The organism is Enterobacter cloacae complex sp. IR5401 (assembly GCF_049238425.1).
GTDB lineage: Bacteria > Pseudomonadota > Gammaproteobacteria > Enterobacterales > Enterobacteriaceae > Enterobacter > Enterobacter hormaechei_C.
Window position 1 is genome coordinate 1 of sequence record NZ_JBMKHN010000013.1, and the last position, 18,852, is coordinate 18,852.

General features: G+C 51.8%; 22 protein-coding genes. 8 read left to right on the forward strand and 14 right to left on the reverse strand.

Going from position 1 to position 18,852, the window contains the following annotated elements:
• Positions 1-75, reverse strand: a 75-nt coding sequence (locus ACOTX1_RS17465; RefSeq protein WP_224261798.1) for a hypothetical protein, incomplete at its 3' end; no start/stop codon positions are given.
• A gap of 91 nt (positions 76-166) precedes the next feature.
• Between ACOTX1_RS17465 and ACOTX1_RS17470 the strand changes: the two genes are divergently transcribed.
• Entirely contained in the window at positions 167-379 is a 213-nt protein-coding gene (locus ACOTX1_RS17470) for a hypothetical protein (RefSeq protein ID WP_421766833.1), read from the forward strand.
• 244 nt (positions 380-623) lie between these two features.
• Here the strand turns inward: ACOTX1_RS17470 and ACOTX1_RS17475 are convergent, their stop codons facing one another.
• The 7 genes from ACOTX1_RS17475 to ACOTX1_RS17505 form a co-directional block, all read right to left on the reverse strand.
• Positions 624-1,142 carry a PIN domain-containing protein gene (locus tag ACOTX1_RS17475; RefSeq protein WP_045346965.1) on the reverse strand — a complete coding sequence of 173 codons (519 nt, stop codon included), beginning with the start codon at positions 1,140-1,142 and terminating at the stop codon, positions 624-626.
• Complete coding sequence (locus ACOTX1_RS17480) at positions 1,132-2,277, reverse strand: helix-turn-helix domain-containing protein (protein WP_045346969.1); 1,146 nt, start codon at positions 2,275-2,277, stop codon at positions 1,132-1,134. The genes ACOTX1_RS17475 and ACOTX1_RS17480 overlap by 11 nt, the downstream gene beginning before the upstream one ends.
• A gap of 193 nt (positions 2,278-2,470) precedes the next feature.
• Positions 2,471-4,891: a replication endonuclease gene (locus ACOTX1_RS17485; RefSeq protein WP_263521485.1), complete on the reverse strand. Its 2,421-nt coding sequence runs from the start codon at positions 4,889-4,891 to the stop codon at positions 2,471-2,473.
• Positions 4,892-5,100: 209 nt separating this feature from the next.
• Complete coding sequence (locus ACOTX1_RS17490; RefSeq protein ID WP_421766834.1) at positions 5,101-6,087, reverse strand: Dam family site-specific DNA-(adenine-N6)-methyltransferase; 987 nt, start codon at positions 6,085-6,087, stop codon at positions 5,101-5,103.
• Complete coding sequence (locus ACOTX1_RS17495) at positions 6,080-6,247, reverse strand: hypothetical protein (RefSeq protein WP_155738256.1); 168 nt, start codon at positions 6,245-6,247, stop codon at positions 6,080-6,082. The genes ACOTX1_RS17490 and ACOTX1_RS17495 overlap by 8 nt, the downstream gene beginning before the upstream one ends.
• A gap of 80 nt (positions 6,248-6,327) precedes the next feature.
• The gene (locus ACOTX1_RS17500) at positions 6,328-6,609 is read right to left on the reverse strand and encodes a hypothetical protein (protein ID WP_127353156.1); all 282 of its coding nucleotides are present in this window, start codon (positions 6,607-6,609) and stop codon (positions 6,328-6,330) included.
• A gap of 213 nt (positions 6,610-6,822) precedes the next feature.
• Positions 6,823-7,284 (reverse strand): hypothetical protein, encoded by a 462-nt coding sequence (locus ACOTX1_RS17505; protein WP_226874311.1) that lies wholly within the window; start codon positions 7,282-7,284, stop codon positions 6,823-6,825.
• Between the two features lie 122 nt (positions 7,285-7,406).
• On the opposite strand from ACOTX1_RS17505, the gene ACOTX1_RS17510 reads away from it, so the two are divergent.
• The 3 genes from ACOTX1_RS17510 to cueR all read left to right on the forward strand — a co-directional run bounded on the left by ACOTX1_RS17510 (position 7,407) and on the right by cueR (position 9,295).
• A complete protein-coding gene (locus tag ACOTX1_RS17510) occupies positions 7,407-7,706 on the forward strand; it encodes a helix-turn-helix transcriptional regulator (RefSeq protein WP_045346978.1) in 300 nt (99 codons plus the stop codon).
• Between the two features lie 69 nt (positions 7,707-7,775).
• Complete coding sequence (locus ACOTX1_RS17515; RefSeq protein WP_045346979.1) at positions 7,776-8,798, forward strand: phage integrase; 1,023 nt, start codon at positions 7,776-7,778, stop codon at positions 8,796-8,798.
• Positions 8,799-8,884: 86 nt separating this feature from the next.
• Positions 8,885-9,295 carry a Cu(I)-responsive transcriptional regulator gene (gene cueR, locus ACOTX1_RS17520; RefSeq protein WP_017383222.1) on the forward strand — a complete coding sequence of 137 codons (411 nt, stop codon included), beginning with the start codon at positions 8,885-8,887 and terminating at the stop codon, positions 9,293-9,295.
• Here cueR and ACOTX1_RS17525 read toward each other — a convergent pair.
• From ACOTX1_RS17525 to ACOTX1_RS17535, 3 genes are all read right to left on the reverse strand, one after another.
• Positions 9,292-9,744, reverse strand: coding sequence for an NfeD family protein (locus ACOTX1_RS17525; protein WP_022650512.1), 453 nt, complete (start codon positions 9,742-9,744; stop codon positions 9,292-9,294). The genes cueR and ACOTX1_RS17525 overlap by 4 nt on opposite strands.
• A complete protein-coding gene (locus tag ACOTX1_RS17530) occupies positions 9,741-10,655 on the reverse strand; it encodes an SPFH domain-containing protein (protein ID WP_003858941.1) in 915 nt (304 codons plus the stop codon). Before ACOTX1_RS17530 ends, ACOTX1_RS17525 begins: the two co-directional genes overlap by 4 nt.
• Positions 10,656-10,808: 153 nt before the next feature.
• Positions 10,809-11,663 carry a hypothetical protein gene (locus tag ACOTX1_RS17535; RefSeq protein WP_023315547.1) on the reverse strand — a complete coding sequence of 285 codons (855 nt, stop codon included), beginning with the start codon at positions 11,661-11,663 and terminating at the stop codon, positions 10,809-10,811.
• A 142-nt stretch (positions 11,664-11,805) separates the two neighbouring features.
• Between ACOTX1_RS17535 and fetA the strand changes: the two genes are divergently transcribed.
• Both fetA and fetB read left to right on the forward strand, forming a co-directional pair.
• Complete coding sequence (gene fetA, locus ACOTX1_RS17540; RefSeq protein ID WP_015571235.1) at positions 11,806-12,477, forward strand: iron efflux ABC transporter ATP-binding subunit FetA; 672 nt, start codon at positions 11,806-11,808, stop codon at positions 12,475-12,477.
• Positions 12,470-13,252 (forward strand): iron efflux ABC transporter permease subunit FetB, encoded by a 783-nt coding sequence (gene fetB / locus ACOTX1_RS17545; RefSeq protein WP_017383223.1) that lies wholly within the window; start codon positions 12,470-12,472, stop codon positions 13,250-13,252. Before fetA ends, fetB begins: the two co-directional genes overlap by 8 nt.
• Positions 13,253-13,303: 51 nt before the next feature.
• Here the strand turns inward: fetB and ACOTX1_RS17550 are convergent, their stop codons facing one another.
• From ACOTX1_RS17550 to tesA, 3 genes are read right to left on the reverse strand one after another with little or no spacing between them, the layout of a single operon-like run.
• Positions 13,304-14,158: a co-chaperone YbbN gene (locus ACOTX1_RS17550; protein ID WP_003858935.1), complete on the reverse strand. Its 855-nt coding sequence runs from the start codon at positions 14,156-14,158 to the stop codon at positions 13,304-13,306.
• A 58-nt stretch (positions 14,159-14,216) separates the two neighbouring features.
• Complete coding sequence (locus ACOTX1_RS17555) at positions 14,217-15,026, reverse strand: SDR family oxidoreductase (protein WP_006809829.1); 810 nt, start codon at positions 15,024-15,026, stop codon at positions 14,217-14,219.
• Positions 15,007-15,639, reverse strand: coding sequence for a multifunctional acyl-CoA thioesterase I/protease I/lysophospholipase L1 (gene tesA / locus ACOTX1_RS17560; protein ID WP_003858933.1), 633 nt, complete (start codon positions 15,637-15,639; stop codon positions 15,007-15,009). Before tesA ends, ACOTX1_RS17555 begins: the two co-directional genes overlap by 20 nt.
• On the opposite strand from tesA, the gene ybbA reads away from it, so the two are divergent.
• Both ybbA and ybbP read left to right on the forward strand, forming a co-directional pair.
• A complete protein-coding gene (gene ybbA, locus ACOTX1_RS17565; RefSeq protein WP_023315548.1) occupies positions 15,610-16,296 on the forward strand; it encodes a putative ABC transporter ATP-binding protein YbbA in 687 nt (228 codons plus the stop codon). The genes tesA and ybbA overlap by 30 nt on opposite strands.
• Positions 16,293-18,707 carry a putative ABC transporter permease subunit YbbP gene (gene ybbP, locus ACOTX1_RS17570; RefSeq protein WP_023315549.1) on the forward strand — a complete coding sequence of 805 codons (2,415 nt, stop codon included), beginning with the start codon at positions 16,293-16,295 and terminating at the stop codon, positions 18,705-18,707. Before ybbA ends, ybbP begins: the two co-directional genes overlap by 4 nt.
• Positions 18,708-18,852 lie beyond the last annotated feature (145 nt).

Below are 18,852 nucleotides of genomic sequence, written 5' to 3' on the forward strand. Positions count from 1 at the left end.
GTTGGTTATTTTGAACTTTTGCTTTGCCACGGAACGGTCTGCGTTGTCGGGAAGATGCGTGATCTGATCCTTCAACTCAGCAAAAGTTCGATTTATTCAACAAAGCCCATCAGGAATACTTTACAAGTTGTTGAGGAAGGAAGGTAAAACTCAGGATATCTTAGATTTGTTGAACGCAAATAATCAAGAGTTTCAACTTAAGCCAGAAGGCAAAGTTCTTAAACATCTTCTAAATTACCATTATCTTGATAAAGATAATTTAGTTAGATTAAGAAGTGAAAAAGGAAGTTTCGTTCAACAAATTGAAGGTGATTTTGGCTGGGAGTGTAATCACATTGGTGATATCGCTAAATCAATAAATAATATGACAATAAGTTAAAGGCTCGAGTTGATTTTATGAGTTAGGGGGGGGGCAACATATTACTTAAGTTATCGCTCATGCAAAAGGTTGGAGTGATAGCTTAATTTGGTGCACTTACAGACACCCACATCTTAGTGAGCCATCTAATCGTAAGTATGAAGGTTTTGATGATACTCTCCCTATCCTTTAGGTATACTTCTAAGTTAAGAAAAAAGAATCGCAATAACGATTCTTTTTTCTATAGAAAGATAGGGAGTTCATATTATGAAAAGCTAGCTATAACTTGTTGGCGAACTGTTGCTTTCATCGTTAATCCATTGTCCAAGAAAAACTGAAAATATGTAAGAGCCTGTTGTTTGTCTATAATTCCACGGCGAACAGCCTCTTGCAGTAATCCACCATGACGAGCGGCTTTAACTCCGCGTTCTTCACATGTTTTATATACGGCATTATCAGCGGATAAGCATGTAGCATCATGAATACTTGCATTAACAACGCAACTTATATCAGCATATTTCAAAGCTCTTCGTCTGGTTTTGATTTCTGCCATCTCAACTAAATGCTCTGGTTCATAATCGTTGGTAAAATTGTAAGCGAGTTGAAGCCTGGCCAACTCTTCTTGGACATTAAGATTGTACTTTGCTTTTAGTTCCTCGCAAACATAGGGATCAATCCATACGCCTCCCGGATAAATTTGCCAAATAAGCCCTAAACATCCGCCTTCGTAGAAATCAGATAACACATTCGTGTCGATAACACATCTAGGGCATTCAAACGGCATCCTCTCCAGCCTCCTGTTCGTCGTACCACTCATCCAGAAGACTACTGAGAGCTTTTCTATCCAGTTCTAAAAGTTCAGATATGAAGGTCTCCGACGCGGAACCGGCTTCCCAAGCTTTACGCGACAATACGGTTAAACGGCCTTTATAATTTAGTGCTTCTCTAATTGGACTCGGTTCATACCTCATCCAACCTTTACGATTGGCAGTTGCCCATAGATAACCAGTGTTTTGTTGAGTGATTAACTTGCATTTACTGAGGCGATCAATGATGCAAGTAGCCGAAACTCTAAAAATGCTTTTTAGCCGTAAAACGGTTTCTTCATAAGCCCAACCACCACCTTGCATGACAAACTGTTTTCTTAATGCGCTTTCTGGCACCAAGAAACAAGCTGCAAAGTGGTTTGCAACTTTCTCTTCTGGAGAAGTCGCTCTACCTTTGGTTTTATAACTTTTGGCAGGGCCGTCATACTCTTCACGATGGAATATAAGATGTGCATATTCATGGCAAATACTGAAAATTTGGCGCTCTACTGAAATACTGTCATGAACATTCACATATATTGCAGTGCCGTAATTGTTCGAAAACGCAGAAAATCCGAACACCATTCCCTTATCACTTTCCTCGCGATTGAAAGGAATAACACGGATATCAGACGCTTCCAGAATAGCTACAATATCACCAACGCAGGTAGCGTTACCGATACCGAGACGGAAACGCTCTTCCATAGCCTTATCTTCTACTCTTCGCAAGTCTTCTTCTCTTGCAGTGAAGATAGGCATTGAGTTAGGAAGATCTTCAGGCAAATTCGCCTCAGCAGCCTCCTCAATTGCGTTGATGTTTTTCAACTTTTCAATCAACTCATTGCGGAGTTTCGCGTCCAACAAATCTGGGCTATCTGCTCGCATTGCAAAACGAAACTCGCCATCATCTTGATCATAAAAATACCCGATAGGCTTATCGAAAATCTTGCAGAGCAAGATGAGTTGAGTAACGCTTGGAACGCCCTGAGCTTGCTCAAACTTGCTGTAGGTTTGACGGACAACACCGATCGCATCTGCGACAGCAATTGCGCTCATTCCTGCGTCGTTTCTGGCTTGTACTAAGCGTTCGGCTATACGTTGTTGAATGTTCATATGTCACCTTCGTTTAACAACGGTGGCTCTTCTAAGATGATATAGGTTAATTATTGCTAACATTATGGATGCAGAGTCACAAAAATCATAGTCAATATTGTGCTAATTCCATAAAATTCTAACCAACCAAGAAAAACTACTTGAATTTATATTAATTTCATTAATATCAATCACTTAAATTCATGTTGTCTACTCATACGTTGCTTGCTGCCTGACGCCAGCGGCTGATCAAGGTTTCTGCTTTGTGACGAGCCAGCGCCTTCCTCCAGTGCATATCTGCACCAGTCACACTCAATTCACCTGTTACGAGATTGGCCCGATATGTCGTATCAAGTACTGTAACCTCTCCACCTTGAGCCAGTTTTAATGCTTGAACAGGATTGATTTGTAGCTTTCTTAACCTCGCCCAGCTCAAGATTTCTTTAGCTAGAGATTCAACTTCATCGCTCACTGCACTTTGTTCCTGACGTATAGCATGTGCGGCTTTCATATAGCTTTCGGCTCTTGTTCTGTCATAGTCGGAACAATCACCGACAGTAATGCTTAAAGCGAGCGCCTCAAATTGATCAGCAGGTGAAACACGCTGATTTGATTTGTGGTTTCTGATGTCTTCCGCAATCTGTTTTCTCTGTTCTCGGCTTAATTGACCGATTTCAAATTGTTCTGGCTGTACTTCGCCAGATGGCATAGTCAGATCTAGCGGATAAATAGGCGGTGAATCTGTGTGTTTTTTATACTCGGTACAGTTATTGACACGAGTCCAAGAGGGCGCAGACGCGCCCTTAAGGTCAAAATCCGGATCGGCGTGGTCTGAAGATTTAGGTTTCATCTTCATAATTCGATAAGAATGGAGGCGCGTTTCTACGGGCGGAATGCTGGAAGCAGGCATAACCAAACCCTTAATAGATTTCTGATATTCGCCATAGCTGGTCGGCTCGTTTTTGTATTGATACCAGGCGCGGAGGACAAGCCTGGAGCGGGAAACAAAAGGGCCACCCTGCAAAGTGATGTAACCCTGCCAATCTCCCGCATGAGCCGCGCGATGCAGCTCTCCAAAGACAGGGCTAACTTTGTCAGCTAACTCCTGATTTCTCAGGCGACGCAGCTCACGCCAGACTGACACTGGCGCTCCCCCTACAAACTGGAATTGCCGTATACCCCAGCATGACGCCCAGGCTGTTGCGTGCTTAGCGGTTTCCTTCAGAGGGCGTCCACTTTCATGATCGCTCTCGCCGTCAAGAGCGTAACCATCAATGTTTTTTGAGATGTATTTGACGACATAACCCGTAGCGCTACCAAGAGCTGGATCAATCGGCTTAAGTTCAAAGCGGGGCTGCTTACCAGACTTGCCAGTTAGCTCTTCCGCATCCTCACGCGTTGCGTAGTCTTCCATAACCTCTTTCAACTCCCCAGTGTGCTCTGGGGCTGTAAACAGCAGGCCATGCCAGTGCGGAGTACCGTCATGATGGGATTCAGCTACACGAAGACCGAAAACAGGAATTTCGCGGCGTGCGAGTTCAGCGCGAATCTGTTGCCAAATTTGATTGAGATACCGCTGTGAACGGCGTGGGCTTGCTCCGTTCCACTTGTGGTTACGGTGTCCAAACGCGGTATAGGCATGATATTTAGATGGGGCCGTGAGCGTGAAGAAACTTCCGGCATAACCGCTTTCCGTTGCCACCTTCTCAAAACCACCAATACGCGTCATAAGTTCTACACGGCGTTTTTCAGGGTTCGATACGCTTTTATCAATCTGCTCTATCAGCGACATGCGCTCACCAGTAACCTGATCTTCAAGTTCCAGGCGGCTCATGATTTCCCTGCTACGTTTGCGGCGCGCATCCCACTGTTTAACGTGATTTTTGCTGCAATAGGGGGAAACATCGCGGCGCACATCACCAAAGGCAATATGCAGATGTTCACGCCAGCGGCGCGCGTACTTTCGCAGCAGGCGTGACCAAAAACGATCATCAAGAATTTTTCGAATTGAAGCGGCCATTTCATCAAGTGGCATTTTGCGCCGTGAAGCCCAGGGCGCGATTAGCCCGAAGTAAGCAATTAGCCTTGAGCCTTCACGCAGCATTCGTTTGCTGTAATCCACAGGGCTAAGTACAGCATAGGTTTCACTCACTTCAGCTAAGGCAGCATTTGCATAAATAGCGATATCCTGAGCAAGTAAATCAATATCTTCGTCCGTGCTGTCAGCCAACTGATTGAACCGGCGCGTTAGCTCACGAAGGTTTTCAAACGTATGAAACAGTGGGTTTAATTCGGAAGAAATGATCCAGTCGCTGCCAACAGGCACGGCGTATTGCTCTGTAACTGCTCGCACGTGGGGAAGGTCGCGTGCCACGATATTGCGAAGGGTTAACTTTGCGATGTGACGCCCTTTGTCAGCGTGTACGGCATTTATGCGGGAGGAAACGCGGCGGCGGATAAATGTAGGTAGTGGCTTGAGGGTATCTTCAACCCACGCGAAAAACTCCTGCTCTTGACCCAGTTCATATAGATCAACAGCGGGAGTCTTATCGACAGCGATGGCTTGTTTGGGTTCATTCCACGGATAGGCGTACCGGGTCGCCTCGTTAAAGCTGCCCGGTTTATCCGTAGTCATAGAGTGAACACGACGCGCCTGAGTCACCGGCTCACCCTAGATTGTCACAGTGTCGCCGGGCTTTACTTCCCGCGCGTCACGTTCGGAATAACTGATTATCTCGGTGTTGCTGTAACCACCCTCACTAAGAACCTCAACGCGCGTGATCCAGAAATTACGGTATGGGCGCACGTCCAGAACCTTAGTTACTACCGCCTCAACTGTATTCATCAGAACACCTCCTGATCTTCAAAAGCACCAGAAGCCACCATTTCTGAATAAGTCGTATCGCCCATTACAGCACCACAATCAGGACAGCCACCGCCTACGCGCCCACAGCAATCACAGACACGCAGAGTGCCAATCACCTCGCCAGCCAGATTACGAGTTTTAGCCCCAACTGAGCGCCGAACTTCAAAAGGCTTAAGGGTGAACGGGTAATAAATTTGGCGCGTGTCCGCGGTGTCACTACCTGAAAAAACGGACACACAACCTTCATTGTTATGAGCGGCGATTAATGCCCCAACCAGGTCACGGTGATCAGTTGCCGTGAAGAGCTTTCCATAAGCTGTGAAATCAGCCGTTGCGCTGGCTGGCAGGTATGGCGGATCACAGTAAATTACTGTGTTTTCAAATACACGGCTGGCAACAGGAATGGTGTAGCGGAAATCCGCACAAAGAAACTGAGCGCCTTTCTGATATGCCCTTTTAGCAAAGTGCTGAATCTCCGCCACAGGGAAAATTGGCTTGCGGCGATGTCCAAAAGGTACATTGAATTCATTCTTTGCATTTACACGATACAAACCGTTATAGCAGTGACGATTCAGATAAAGGAATAGGGCGGCGAATCTTATAAATTCTTCAGGATAATACAGCCTGTCATCGCGCCCTTTATTATCAGTGCAAGAACGAAAATCACGATTGAATACATTAAATTCATTTCGATACTGATAATATGATTCTTTATTATTTCCGCCTTCAAAAAGTTCAGCGGCGGCATTCAACAAACCTTCAGTGTTACTTTTCAGAATCGAATAAAAATTGATAAGCGCGGCATTGCTATCGCACAGAATATAAGTCTTATAGTCAGTATTCAGGAAAACACTGCCACTGCCCACGAAAGGCTCAACCAGGCAATCACCTTGGGGCAAAGCATCAACCACATGTGACATAGCGCGAGACTTGCCGCCCGCCCAGATAAGAGGGGAGTTAAACATTTTTACGCTCCTTGTTTACTGCGACCTGTTCTCTGTTGACGATCCAATCTTCCAGGCAGCGGTAAATTTCATTAGTGGAAAGCTTTTCTTTCTTCATCAGGTTTAATTTGATACGCAACAACCCAAGCAGGTGTGCGCGGTCATTTGTTTGAATGGTCATGTTCAATCCTCTGAAAAAAGATAAAGCGAAGCCCCGGCAAAAATGCCGTATATAGATCAGTTCAAAGTGTCGTTATTAAATCAGCGCGTGCTGTTATTCCAATACGCTTCTAATTCTGCGGAAAATAATTCGCAAATCGAACCGCCTGGAAGAATTGAAAATTGAATGCCTGTTTCTTTACAACGTACCTCAAAACCATTTCGCGCAATATCGGAAAGAGCCATACCCTGAACAACATTACGTGATCTGCTGTATTGATGATCGGGGCCGTAACCACTACGCGATAAAGTGCGCGCACCATTTTGCCTTGTCGCATTCAAACGGTTTCGAGCTTCGATAACTGCCGCTGTTGAAGTTGCCATTAGTGCCTCCGATGTAGCTGATCGATAGTCTGTCGAGCTTGAGACAATCCGAAGTCCAGCCCCAGATAATTACCATCTTTGGTTATTTGATAACGCTGACGTGAATACGGCTTTTTGCGTGGCAGCTTCAGGATTGTGAAGCCGCGATAGATTGCTGTTTTGCTGTTGATCTGGATAAGCATTTTAATCCCTGTACCTGTATACCCGCTGTTGTCATGCAATGCGGCGTTGCTGGCTGTGACTGTGCCGCTTGTGCGTTGAATGCTGGTTACCAGTTACACGGCGATATGTTTTCTTATCTCGCATCAATCGATCAATGAAGTGCTTTTCTTCCGGGGTAATCAGGGCGCGGCAGTGTGCCACTGCATCCCAATATTCTTGCAGCATGATGAAACGCTTAGGGCGCTTCGAACCAGGCATGCCTTCACGATGTACTGGCAATTGTGCGCGGTCCATCAGGTTGCGAACGCTCTTTAACGTGCGCCCAGTCAGATAAGCAAACTCAACTGGCGTGACGAAGATTTGTTTTTGCAATTCTTCGGTATTCATATCCCGGATGCTTTCAGCCTGCGCGGTGGTCATTTTGCACGTGCGAGCAACGCGGGCATTGTCTAACGGGAATTGGCGTAAATGTTGAGATCCCGAAGTTAAATTGATTTCTCGTGATTCTGTCATTTGTTAGACTCCTAAGTTAACCATTTATGAGGCTTACTAAGTTCATTTATGGCTTGTATGACATTGTCTCGACTTGAGCTAAATGTCTCGTATGTAGGTAACTATATGGAGAACTCGTAATCGTGTCAATTTCCCAAGGCGAAAAACTAGCCCTGATCCGTGACTCTGAAAGGCTAACAAAACAACAACTTGTTGATTTAGTTGGGCTTAACTACACGACTTATCACGGATATGAACGCAATAAATCCAAAATGACTTTAGAGGCAGCTGTAAAAATCTTCGGACATCCCAGATTCAACAAATATCAAGACTGGTTCATGTACGATCGGATCGACCCAAGTCGGGGCCAGATCGCACCGGCTCTCGCACACTATGGGCACGAAACAACTCAATCAGACCACTCCGGGAAACAGATTGGTTAACTTTATATAAACATTACATTTTCACTATTTGTTACCAGGATAGTGAATTCACCATTGGAGGGCTTCACTATGTCAGTTAAGAAGCTCGAAGATGGACGCTACGAAGTTGATGTAAGGCCGCGCGGGCGCGATGGAAAACGCATTCGGCGGAAGTTTGATAGAAAGGCAGATGCCCACGCATTTGAACGCAGTATCATTGCCAAATTTCAGAATCATGATTACCTGAACAAACCGGCAGATAAACGAAAACTAAGCGAGTTTATTGCGCTCTGGTGGCAGTTGATCGGACGAAACAAAAACTATGCAAATCGCAGATTGAGTGCGGTTAACTGTATTTGCCAAGATATGGGTGACCCTATGCTTTACCAGCTTGATGCACGATGCATTATTGATTACCGGGCATACCGGCTGGAGCAGGGGATCAAGGCTTCAACGATAAATCATGACCTTTTCGCCTTGAGTGGGATTTTCAAGTCAATGGCGGAGATCGACGAGTTCCACGGAGAAAACCCCGTAACGTCTGTTGCCGCGTTGAAAGAACCCAAAACCGAAATGTCATATCTCACTCAGACCGAAGTTGATCGGCTTTTGTCGTTATGTACGGGTGATTACTACCGCATAGCAATTTTGCTGTTGGCTACCGGTGCGAGGTGGGGGGAGGCATACAATCTGAAAGCGGAAAACATTGTCGGTAACAGAGTCATGTTTACCCTGACAAAAAACGGCGAAAGGCGCGTTGTTCCGATATCGGATGATATCGCCAGGATAATTAAACACAGGGAATCAGGGCGGCTTTTCCGAGTCAGTTACAAGACATTCCGTTTGAGGATGAAAGAAGCAAAACCCAACTTGCCAGATGGACAGGCGGCCCACGCTTTGCGGCATACGTTCGCAACGCACTTCATGATGAAGGGGGGCAACATCATTGCCTTACAGCGAATTTTGGGTCATGCGGATATTTCGCAAACGATGGTTTACGCACACTTTGCACCAGACTATTTACTGGACGCTGTGAGCTATAATCCTCTCAGTGGAATGTCCACATTGTGTCCACACTCTGGAGGCAAAGCGGGGGATTTGCGGGTTAGTTAAGTCTGTAAAATACTGATTCGGCGCAGTACTTTACGGGGCTGCGCCTGTCAGAATCCCACCATCAAGGGGAAGGTCAAGGGGGAAATGTGAATATCAGCGATGTTGCGAAAAAAACCGGCTTAACCAGCAAAGCGATTCGCTTTTATGAGGAAAAAGGGCTGGTGACGCCACCGTTGCGCAGTGAGAACGGCTACCGCAGCTATACGCAGCTGCATCTTGATGAACTGACGTTACTGCGCCAGGCAAGACAGGTAGGATTTAACCTTGAAGAGTGCGGCGAGCTGGTTAACCTGTTTAACGATCCGAAACGCCACAGTGCCGACGTGAAAAAACGTACGCTGGAAAAAGTGGCGGAGATCGAACGCCATATCATCGAATTACAGGCGATGCGTGAGCAACTGTTACAGCTGGCAGAATCCTGCCCGGGAGATGACAGCGCCGAGTGCCCGATTATCGACAATCTTTCCGGCTGCTGCCACCGTAAAACCCACGCCTAACAGGCTTTAACCCGCAGGGTAATACCTTCCACCGCGATGACCTCAACCCGCGTGCCGGCGCTGAGGTCATCATCGGCCACCACCGGCCACGAACTGTCCCCCACGCGCATATGACCGCGTCCGTTTATTAGCGTGTTATCAAGCGTAAAGCGTTTACCCACGATCTGCTGCCCACGCTGGTTGAGATGCGCGTCGACCGGCTTCTGCGCCTTCACCCGTTTGTTCAGCCAGCGCCACCACAGCCAGGCGGCCAGCAGCGTCAGCACGGCAAACAGCGCGCCCTGCCACTCCCAGCCGACAGGCAGCAGCCAGACGACCAGCCCGGTAATCACCGCGGCAACCCCGCTCCACAGCAGATAACCGTTGCCGCCAAGCATCTCGGCGGCCAGCAGCAGTCCGCCAAGGCTTAGCCAGAACGCATGAGGATGTGCAACGATGAGCTCAATCATTTTTTACGCTCGTTTCCGCCGTCTTTGATCAGTTCGGCAATTCCGGCGATAGACCCCATCAGGCTGCTGGCATCCAGCGGCATCATCACCACTTTGCTGTTGTTCGCGGAGCCGATCTCCTTCAGCGCATCGGTATATTTTTGTGCGACGAAGTAGTTCACGGCCTGGATATCCCCGGCGGCAATCGCCTCGGAGACCATTTGCGTCGCGCGGGCTTCCGCTTCTGCCGAACGTTCACGCGCTTCCGCCTGGAGGAAGGCAGACTGACGGTCGCCCTCGGCTTTCAGGATCTGCGACTGTTTTTCCCCTTCCGCTTTCAGGATTTCAGCCTGACGCACCCCTTCGGCTTCAAGAATATAGGCACGCTTGGTACGCTCGGCCTTCATCTGCGCGTTCATGGAAGCAATCAGCTCTGCCGGTGGGCGCACGTCGCGGATCTCAATGCGTGTCACTTTGATCCCCCACGGATTGGTGGCTTCATCCACAATGTGCAGCAGGCGGGTATTAATGCTGTCGCGCTGGGAGAGCATTTCATCCAGCTCCATCGAGCCAAGCACGGTACGGATGTTGGTCATGGTCAGGTTGACGATCGCCAGCTCCAGGTTGCTCACCTCATAGGCCGCTTTTGGCGCATCAATCACCTGAATAAAGCACACCGCATCGATGGTGACGTTGGCGTTATCCTTGGAGATGACTTCCTGAGAAGGGATATCCAGCACCTGCTCCATCATGTTGATCTTGCGCCCAATTCTGTCCATGAACGGGACGATCAGGCTTAAACCCGGCTGAAGGGTATTGGTGTAGCGACCGAAGCGTTCGACGGTCCACTGGTAACCCTGCGGGACAATTTTGACGCCTGCGCCCACGATAACCAGCGCAACGAAAATAAGGACAGGAACAACGATGAGCATAAAAACCTCCTGTTTTGCATGCCGTAACGAGAAAACTGCGTATTTGTTGAACGTAAGTATATCGGCTAACGAACAGGATTTCGCCCCTGTAAAGAGGTGGGAACCGGACTGGCAGAAATAAAACGCCCCGTTCGGGATGCGGGGCGCAAAGCGTTACTTTTCAGACCAGGTATAGCTGAAGTCAGTGATAAACCCATCCCCGGCGTCAGCGATGGCTTTTGATAAGCCCTGATAGTATTTTTCCAGGCCGATGGCCTCTATCTGCTGGATCTGCTCGCGAACGGGAGCGCAGAACAATACCGCATTGCCCGCCCCGACACGTTTGTTGTTCGGCGGCAGATCGCCAGTAATCGCTTTAAACCAGGTTCTGATCCCTTGCTTTAAGTTGTGCGGCGCTTTTGTAAGATCCTCCTGGCCGGTCAGCACCTGTAGGGTAGGGAATTCATTAGCATTGACGGCGGTTTTCATACGCGCAAAGAACGCGGTAAAAAGCTCAAAAGAGCCGAGATCCGTAACGCGAGGCTTGGTAGTTTTTCCATTTTTATTGCCCATTTTTCCGGCAGGGGCTGTAAGTGCCGGAACCACATTGACCTTATGCAGATCCAGACCAAACAGCAGATTGCAGTGCGCCCGGCGCTCTTTAAGCGGGTAGGACATCAGCACGTCAATAAACGCCGTCGCCTTCACATCGGCCAGGTCATGGTTAATCAGCCATTGCGAGCGGGCAAATTCCGCAGGGGAAACGAACCAGTCAGGCACCTCAGTAAAGCGTCTGGATTTACCCTTGCCGTCAAACTCGAGAAAGTAAGCCCCATCATCAAAAGCAAAATAGCAGTTTTTAAAGCTACCGATTGTGGTGTTAACGATGAGCGCCTTCTTAACAAAATCGACCACCTCTGCACCCATGACAAAACGCGTGAGTTCAGAAGAATTGATGACTTCCATTAATGTTTCCACATCAGGAACACCAGGCTTCAGGGAGGAGAACTCATAAAAGATATGTGTCATGTTGCTGACTTCCTGTAGTGATAGAGGTGACAATAAACAGGCAAAAAGTTTAACACTTGCTATAGGTTAAGGCTATTCGCGCTGCGTAGCGGAAAGGATTATGCTAAAGGCTCTTCTTATCACAGCGGTTAATGGAATCGGAATGAATAATAAAAAAAATCTTCTGGATATCAGGGATGTTGGCTTTCGTGTGGGTGATAACACCATCCTTCAGCACGTCGATTTTTGTCTCTCTCCGGGCGAATTTAAACTGATAACCGGTCCCTCCGGCTGCGGCAAAAGCACCCTCCTGAAAATCGTGGCTTCGCTACTGAGCCCAACGGAGGGAACCATCCTGTTTGCAGGAAAAGATATCGCCACGCTTTCACCGGAAAGCTATCGCCAGCAGGTGTCATACTGCGTGCAAACGCCGTCCCTGTTTGGCGACACGGTGTACGACAATCTGGTTTTCCCCTGGCACATCCGCAACCAAACGCCTGATCCGAAAAAGTTTACCGACGATCTGACCCGGTTCGGGCTTTCGCCGGAGACGCTGACCAAATCGATCGCCGAACTGTCGGGAGGGGAAAAGCAGCGCGTCTCGCTGATCCGTAACCTGCAATTCTTGCCGAAGGCGCTGTTGCTGGACGAAATCACCAGCGCGCTGGATGACGCTAACAAGCGCAACGTCAATGACATTATCCATCGCTACGCCCGGGAGCAGAATATTGCCGTGCTGTGGGTGACGCATGATTCAAATGAAATTACCCATGCGGATGATGTCATCACGCTCAGGCCGCAGGGCGGGAAAATGGAGGAGGCTCACCGTGGGTGAACATAACATAACTAACGAATCGCTGGCGCTGTCGATGGTCCTGGTGCTGGTGGCGATTGTGGTCAGCTACCGGGAAAAGCTGGGGCTGGAAAAAGATATTCTTTGGAGTATCGCCCGCGCGGTCATTCAGCTCATCATCGTCGGCTATGTGCTGAAATACATCTTCAACGTCAATCATGCCGTGCTGACCCTGTTGATGGTGCTGTTTATCTGCTTTAACGCGGCATGGAACGCGCAGAAACGCAGTAAATACATCGATAAAGCGTTCATTTCGTCGTTGATCGCCATCACTACCGGGACCGCGTTAACGCTGGCTGTGCTGGTGCTTTCCGGCTCGATAGAATTTACGCCGATGCAGGTGATCCCCATTTCCGGGATGATTGCGGGCAATGCGATGGTGGCGGTCGGGTTGTGCTACAACAATCTGGGGCAACGGTTCAGCAGTGAACAGCAGCAGCTTCAGGAGAAGCTAAGCCTTGGCGCGACGCCGAAGGTGGCCTCGGCGAGGTTGATCCGCGACAGCATTCGCTCTTCGCTAATCCCAACGGTGGATTCCGCCAAAACAGTGGGTCTGGTGAGCCTGCCGGGCATGATGTCGGGGCTGATTTTTGCCGGTATCGATCCGGTAAAAGCCATTAAATACCAGATTATGGTGACGTTTATGCTGCTCTCTACGGCGAGCCTGTCCACCATCATTGCCTGCTACCTGACCTATCGGAAGTTTTACAACGCGCGCCACCAGCTGGTGGTGACGCAGTTGAAAAAGACGGGGTAATATCTGCTTTTGTAGGCCCGGTAAGCGTTAGCGCCACCGGGCATTTTTTTGCTAGTAGAGCAACGCGTACAGCTGACGACGATATTTCGACGCCAGCGCGTCACCGGTACCCAGCGCGGCCAGGATCTCCTGGAACATCTTCCGCGCCTGTCCGTCTGCGGCGCCCAGGTCCTTCTGAAGATGGCTAAACAGCAGCTCCAGCGCCTCTTCGTTACGCCCCACCTGATGCAGCTGAAGCGCCAGCTGGCTTGCCAGCGCGGCATCCTGCGGGTTGTCCGCAACCTGCTGCTGAAGCTGTTGAATTTCAGGGGTATCGGCCGCCTGTTTAAGCAGGTCAATCTGCGCCACCAGACCCTGATAACGGGTATCCTGATCCTGCATCGGCACCGTTTTCAGCACGGCTTCCGCGTCTTCAGGGCGGTGCAGTGCAATCTGGGTCTCTGCCAGCAGCAGACCAATCTGGCTGTTCTGGTTTGACAGCTGCCACGCGTCTTTTAACAGCGGCAGCGCCTCGTCGTACTTGCCTTCCTGCATCAGCGCCATGGCTTCCTGCGCTTTCAGCTCTTCTTCGCGCGGCAGGACTTTATCCAGCAGAGCGCGGATCGCCTCTTCCGGCTGCGGCCCCTGGAAGCCATCCACCGGCTGACCGTTCTGGAACAGGTAGACGGTTGGGATCGCGCGCAGGCCAAACTGGGAAGCCACCATCGGTTCGGCGTCACAATCCAGCTTCGCCAGAATGAACTGACCGTTGTACTGCGCGGCAAGGCTTTCCAGGACCGGCGTCAGTTGCAGGCAGTGTTGGCTGCGTTCAGACCAGAAGTAGAACAGCACCGGTTTAGTCATTGACTGTTCGAGCGTCTGTTGCAGGTTAGCTTCAGTTATGTTGACGATATTCTGTACGGACATGCGGCATTCTCTTTTATCGGTTTACTCTTTACATGGGGGTAAGCGTGGTCGCTTCAACTCAACCCTGCAAAATTTTGTCCATCATCCGCCCCGGCAGCAGACGTTTCAACCAGCCGACGGCATGGGTCACCAGCGTGACCGGATAGCGCATTTTAGGGGTATCGCTCTCAAACGCGTGGCGCACTTTGGCAACGACGGCTTCTGGCCCAAGCGTAAAACGCGCCGCGATGCCGGGATTTTCGACCGGTTTGTCCGCCTGCGTCTGGTTAACGTTTTCCGTAAAGCGGGTGCGGATCGGGCCGGGTTCAATCAGGCTGACCTTAATACCGCTGTGGCGCAGCTCCATGCGCAACGCATCGGACCAGGCTTCAAGCGCATATTTACTGGCAGCGTAAGCCCCGCGGCCCGGTGTGGAGATCAGGCCCATCACCGAGGAGGTCATGACAATCCGCCCTTCGCCGTGCGGCAGCATGGCCGGGAGAAGGCGCATGGTAAGCTGATGCGCCCCGAAAAAGTTTGCGGAGAACTGCTGCTCCAGCTGTTCCCGTGAGAGAGTCTGTAGCGGGCCGTACACGCCGTAGCCCGCATTGTTGAACAGACCGTAAAGACGGTTGTTGGTCAGGGCGATAACCTCATCGGCGGCCTGCTCTACGCTCTCTGGCGAATCGAGATCCAGCAGAATGCCGGTAAATCCCAGCCCTCGCATGCGTTCGACATCCTCGGGTTTGCGGCAGGCTGCCAGCACCCAAAACCCCTGACGTTTCAGTTCAAGGGCGCTTTCAAGGCCAATTCCGCTGGAACATCCTGTTATTAAGACCGATTTTTGCATAACTTTACCTGTCAGGTTCTCAGCTGTTTGACGAGTCATGTTTTACTAAAGGAGCCAGCCGGGTTGCCATCCAGTCGGCAATAAACGGCTGGGCATCGCGATTGGGGTGAATGCCATCATCCTGCATCCACTGGGGTTTCAGATAGACCTCTTCCATGAAAAATGGCAGCAGCGGAATATCAAACTCTTTGGCAAGCTTAGGATAGATCGCGCTAAACGCCTCATTATACCGACGGCCGTAGTTAGCGGGCAGGCGAATTTGCATCAGCAGCGGCTGGGCATTGGCGGCCTTAATGGTTTGCAAAATGGTCCGCAGCGTTTGCTCCGTTTGCTGAGGCTGGAAGCCGCGCAAACCATCATTACCGCCCAGTTCGACCAGCACCCAACGCGGTTGATGCTGCTTAAGCAGGGCAGGCAGGCGCGATAAGCCTTGCTGCGACGTATCGCCGCTGATGCTGCCGTTCACGACAGAGGCCCGGGACTGCCATTTATCATTGAGCAGGGCGGGCCAGGCCGCACTGGCGGCCATACGATAGCCCGCGCTCAGGCTGTCGCCCAGAATCAATAACGTGTCCGCAGCCGCCGCGCGGAAGGTCATCAGCATCAAAAACAGGAAGGGCAAATGCCAGCGGAAAACATTGTTGAAGTTCATCGTCTTAAGAAGTCCGTCGGTCAGGGGGAACACGAGCTTTCCATCCTCACCGGAGTTGAACTCGTTGTCAAACGTGCCGAAACCATCGCCCTGATTGGTGAATCCGGTTCCGGTAAGTCCACGCTGCTGGCCATTCTCGCCGGTCTGGACGATGGCAGCAGTGGAGAAGTGAACCTGGTCGGCCAGCCCCTCCACGCGCTTGATGAAGAGGCCCGCGCCGCGCTGCGAGCCCGGCATATCGGGTTTGTCTTTCAGTCATTCATGCTGATCCCGACGCTGAACGCGCTGGAAAACGTTGAGCTACCTGGCCTGCTGCGCGGTGAAAATACCCGTGAAAGCCGCGATCACGCGAAGGCGTTACTGGAACAGCTGGGGCTGGGAAAACGTCTCGACCACCTTCCGGCACAGCTTTCCGGCGGTGAGCAGCAGCGCGTGGCGCTGGCCAGGGCGTTTAACGGGCGCCCGGAAGTGCTGTTTGCCGATGAGCCAACGGGCAATCTCGACCGTAAAACCGGGGACAAAATTGCCGATCTGCTGTTTTCCCTCAACCGCGAGCACGGCACCACGCTGATTCTGGTTACCCACGACCCGCAGCTGGCCGCCCGCTGCGACCGCCGCCTGCGGCTGGTGAACGGTATTCTTCAGGAGGAAGCATGATTGCCCGCTGGTTCTGGCGCGAGTGGCGCTCGCCCTCGCTGCTGATTGTCTGGCTGGCGTTGAGCCTGGCGGTGGCCTGCGTGCTGGCGCTCGGTAGCGTCAGCGATCGTATGGAGAAAGGGCTTAGCCAGCAGAGTCGGGAATTTATGGCCGGAGACCGGGCTCTGCAAAGTTCTCGCCCCGTGCCGCCGGGCTGGATAGAGGAAGCGCGCAAAGAGGGGCTGAAAGTAGGGGAGCAGATCACCTTTCAGACCATGACCTTTGCGGGCGACACGCCGCAGCTTGCCAGCGTAAAAGCCGTGGATGACATCTACCCGATGTACGGTGACTTACAAACCAGCCCGCCGGGGCTAAAACCGACGGCCGGTACGGTCCTGCTGGCATCGCGACTGATGGCGCTGCTGAACCTGAAACCCGGCGACAGTATCGACGTCGGCGACGCGACACTCAAAATTGCCGGGGAAGTGGTGCAGGAGCCCGACTCCGGATTTAATCCGTTCCAGCTTGCGCCGCGCCTGCTGATGAACACCGCGGATGTGGCGAAAACCCACGCCGTCCAGCCGGGAAGCCGTGTCACCTGGCGGTATAAGTTTGGCGGAACGCCCGCTCAACTGGAGGCGTACGAAAAATGGCTCCTGCCGCAGCTCAAGCCGGAACACCGCTGGTACGGACTGGAGCAGGATGACGGGGCGCTCGGCAAATCTCTTGAGCGTTCTCAGCAGTTCCTGCTGCTGTCGGCGCTGTTAACCCTGCTGCTAGCCATTGCGGCGGTTGCCGTGGCGATGGGGCACTACTGCCGCAGCCGTTACGATCTGGTGGCGATCCTCAAAACCCTCGGCGCGGGCCGCGCGCAACTGCGCAAGCTGATTGTCGGCCAGTGGCTGATGGTGCTGGCGCTGTCGGCTCTGACCGGCGGGGCGATAGGGCTGCTGTTTGAAAAGCTGCTGATGGTGCTGCTCAAACCGGTACTGCCCGCCGCATTACCGCCTGCCAGCCTCTGGCCGTGGCTGTGGGCAATCGGCGCGATGACGACGATCTCCCTGCTGGTGGGGTTACGCCCGTACCGACTGCTGCTCGCCACCCAGCCGCTGCGCGTGCTGCGCCGCGATGTGGTGGCCAGCGTTTGGCCGCTGAAGTTCTACCTGCCGGTGATTATTGCGGTGGCGGTCGGGCTGCTGGCCTGGCTGATGGGCGGTAGTACGCTGCTGTGGGCGGTGCTGGCGGGCGCGGTGGTGCTGGCGCTGCTGTGCGGCGTAGTGGGCTGGATACTGCTTAATGTGCTGAGAAAGCTGACAGTTAAATCACTTCCCATACGGTTAGCGGTTAACCGACTGCTGCACCAGCCGTGGTCTACCCTCAGCCAGCTCTCGGCATTTTCGCTGTCGTTTATGCTGCTGGCGCTTCTGCTGGTGCTGCGCGGGGATCTGCTGGATCGCTGGCAGCAGCAGCTTCCGCCAGAAAGCCCGAACTATTTCCTGATCAACATCGCGCCCGAGCAGGTGACGCCGCTGAAGGGCTTCCTGTCCGAGCATCACATTATTCCCGAGTCGTTCTATCCGATCGTGCGCGCCCGACTGACGCAGATCAACGGCCAGTCGACGGAGGGAAATAAGGATGAATCGCTCAACCGCGAACTCAACCTGACCTGGCAGGCGAAACGTCCGGACCATAACCCGATCGTTGCTGGCACCTGGCCGCCGAAAGCGGGGGAAGTGTCGATGGAGGAGGGGCTGGCGACACGCCTGAACGTGAACCTCGGCGACAGCGTGACCTTCACCGGTGATACCCAGGATTTCACCGCCAAAGTTACCAGCCTGCGTAAAGTGGACTGGGAAAGCCTGCGGCCAAACTTCTTCTTCATCTTCCCGCCGGGTGCGCTGGACGGACAGCCCCAGAGCTGGCTCACCAGCTTCCGCTGGGAAAACGGCAACGGCATGCTGACGCAGCTTAACCGGGAATTTCCGACGGTGAGCCTGCTGGATATCGGCGCGATCCTTAAACAGGTCGGGCAGGTGCTGGAGCAGGTAAGCCGCGCGCTGGAGGTGATGGTGGTGCTGGTGACGATCTGTGGCATATTGCTGCTGCTGGCGCAGGTGCAGGTCGGCATGCGTCAGCGTCATCAGGAGCTGGTTGTCTACCGCACGCTGGGGGCCAGTAAACGGCTGCTGCGCGCCACGCTGTGGAGCGAATTTGCCCTGCTCGGGCTGGTGGCGGGCCTGGTGGCGGCCATCGGGGCGGAAACGGCGCTGGCGGTACTCCAGAGCAAAGTCTTCGACTTCCCGTGGGAGCCCGACTGGCGGCTGTGGCTCACGCTGCCCGTCTGCGGCGCCGTGCTGCTGTCCCTGTGCGGCGGCTGGCTCGGATCCCGGCTGTTGAAAGGTAAAGCGCTATTCCGCCAGTTTGTCAGCTAGTTTACTGACGTGATGATGACGCACCGGCATTTCTGCTGGTGCGTCATTGCTTAACGGCACAAATCGTTAATGTCCCTGCATTTAGTAGCGCAAAACATTAAAAACCCGCCCACACAGCCCGAATTTTTCCGGTTAATATTCACCA

Excerpts from the sequence above, each read along its gene's own strand:
- ACOTX1_RS17500 (WP_127353156.1), bottom strand. The coding sequence starts at position 6,609 with ATGGCAACTTCAACAGCGGCAGTTATCGAAGCTCGAAACCGTTTGAAT.
- ACOTX1_RS17515 (WP_045346979.1), top strand. The coding sequence starts at position 7,776 with ATGTCAGTTAAGAAGCTCGAAGATGGACGCTACGAAGTTGATGTAAGG.
- ybbA (WP_023315548.1), top strand. The coding sequence starts at position 15,610 with ATGCCAGCGGAAAACATTGTTGAAGTTCATCGTCTTAAGAAGTCCGTC.
- ACOTX1_RS17485 (WP_263521485.1), bottom strand. The coding sequence starts at position 4,891 with ATGACTACGGATAAACCGGGCAGCTTTAACGAGGCGACCCGGTACGCC.
- ACOTX1_RS17555 (WP_006809829.1), bottom strand. The coding sequence starts at position 15,026 with ATGACTCGTCAAACAGCTGAGAACCTGACAGGTAAAGTTATGCAAAAA.
- ACOTX1_RS17490 (WP_421766834.1), bottom strand. The coding sequence starts at position 6,087 with ATGTTTAACTCCCCTCTTATCTGGGCGGGCGGCAAGTCTCGCGCTATG.
- ACOTX1_RS17480 (WP_045346969.1), bottom strand. The coding sequence starts at position 2,277 with ATGAACATTCAACAACGTATAGCCGAACGCTTAGTACAAGCCAGAAAC.
- ACOTX1_RS17505 (WP_226874311.1), bottom strand. The coding sequence starts at position 7,284 with ATGACAGAATCACGAGAAATCAATTTAACTTCGGGATCTCAACATTTA.
- tesA (WP_003858933.1), bottom strand. The coding sequence starts at position 15,639 with ATGAACTTCAACAATGTTTTCCGCTGGCATTTGCCCTTCCTGTTTTTG.
- ACOTX1_RS17550 (WP_003858935.1), bottom strand. The coding sequence starts at position 14,158 with ATGTCCGTACAGAATATCGTCAACATAACTGAAGCTAACCTGCAACAG.
- ACOTX1_RS17495 (WP_155738256.1), bottom strand. The coding sequence starts at position 6,247 with ATGACCATTCAAACAAATGACCGCGCACACCTGCTTGGGTTGTTGCGT.
- ACOTX1_RS17475 (WP_045346965.1), bottom strand. The coding sequence starts at position 1,142 with ATGCCGTTTGAATGCCCTAGATGTGTTATCGACACGAATGTGTTATCT.
- ACOTX1_RS17535 (WP_023315547.1), bottom strand. The coding sequence starts at position 11,663 with ATGACACATATCTTTTATGAGTTCTCCTCCCTGAAGCCTGGTGTTCCT.
- fetA (WP_015571235.1), top strand. The coding sequence starts at position 11,806 with ATGAATAATAAAAAAAATCTTCTGGATATCAGGGATGTTGGCTTTCGT.
- ACOTX1_RS17525 (WP_022650512.1), bottom strand. The coding sequence starts at position 9,744 with ATGATTGAGCTCATCGTTGCACATCCTCATGCGTTCTGGCTAAGCCTT.
- ACOTX1_RS17530 (WP_003858941.1), bottom strand. The coding sequence starts at position 10,655 with ATGCTCATCGTTGTTCCTGTCCTTATTTTCGTTGCGCTGGTTATCGTG.
- ybbP (WP_023315549.1), top strand. The coding sequence starts at position 16,293 with ATGATTGCCCGCTGGTTCTGGCGCGAGTGGCGCTCGCCCTCGCTGCTG.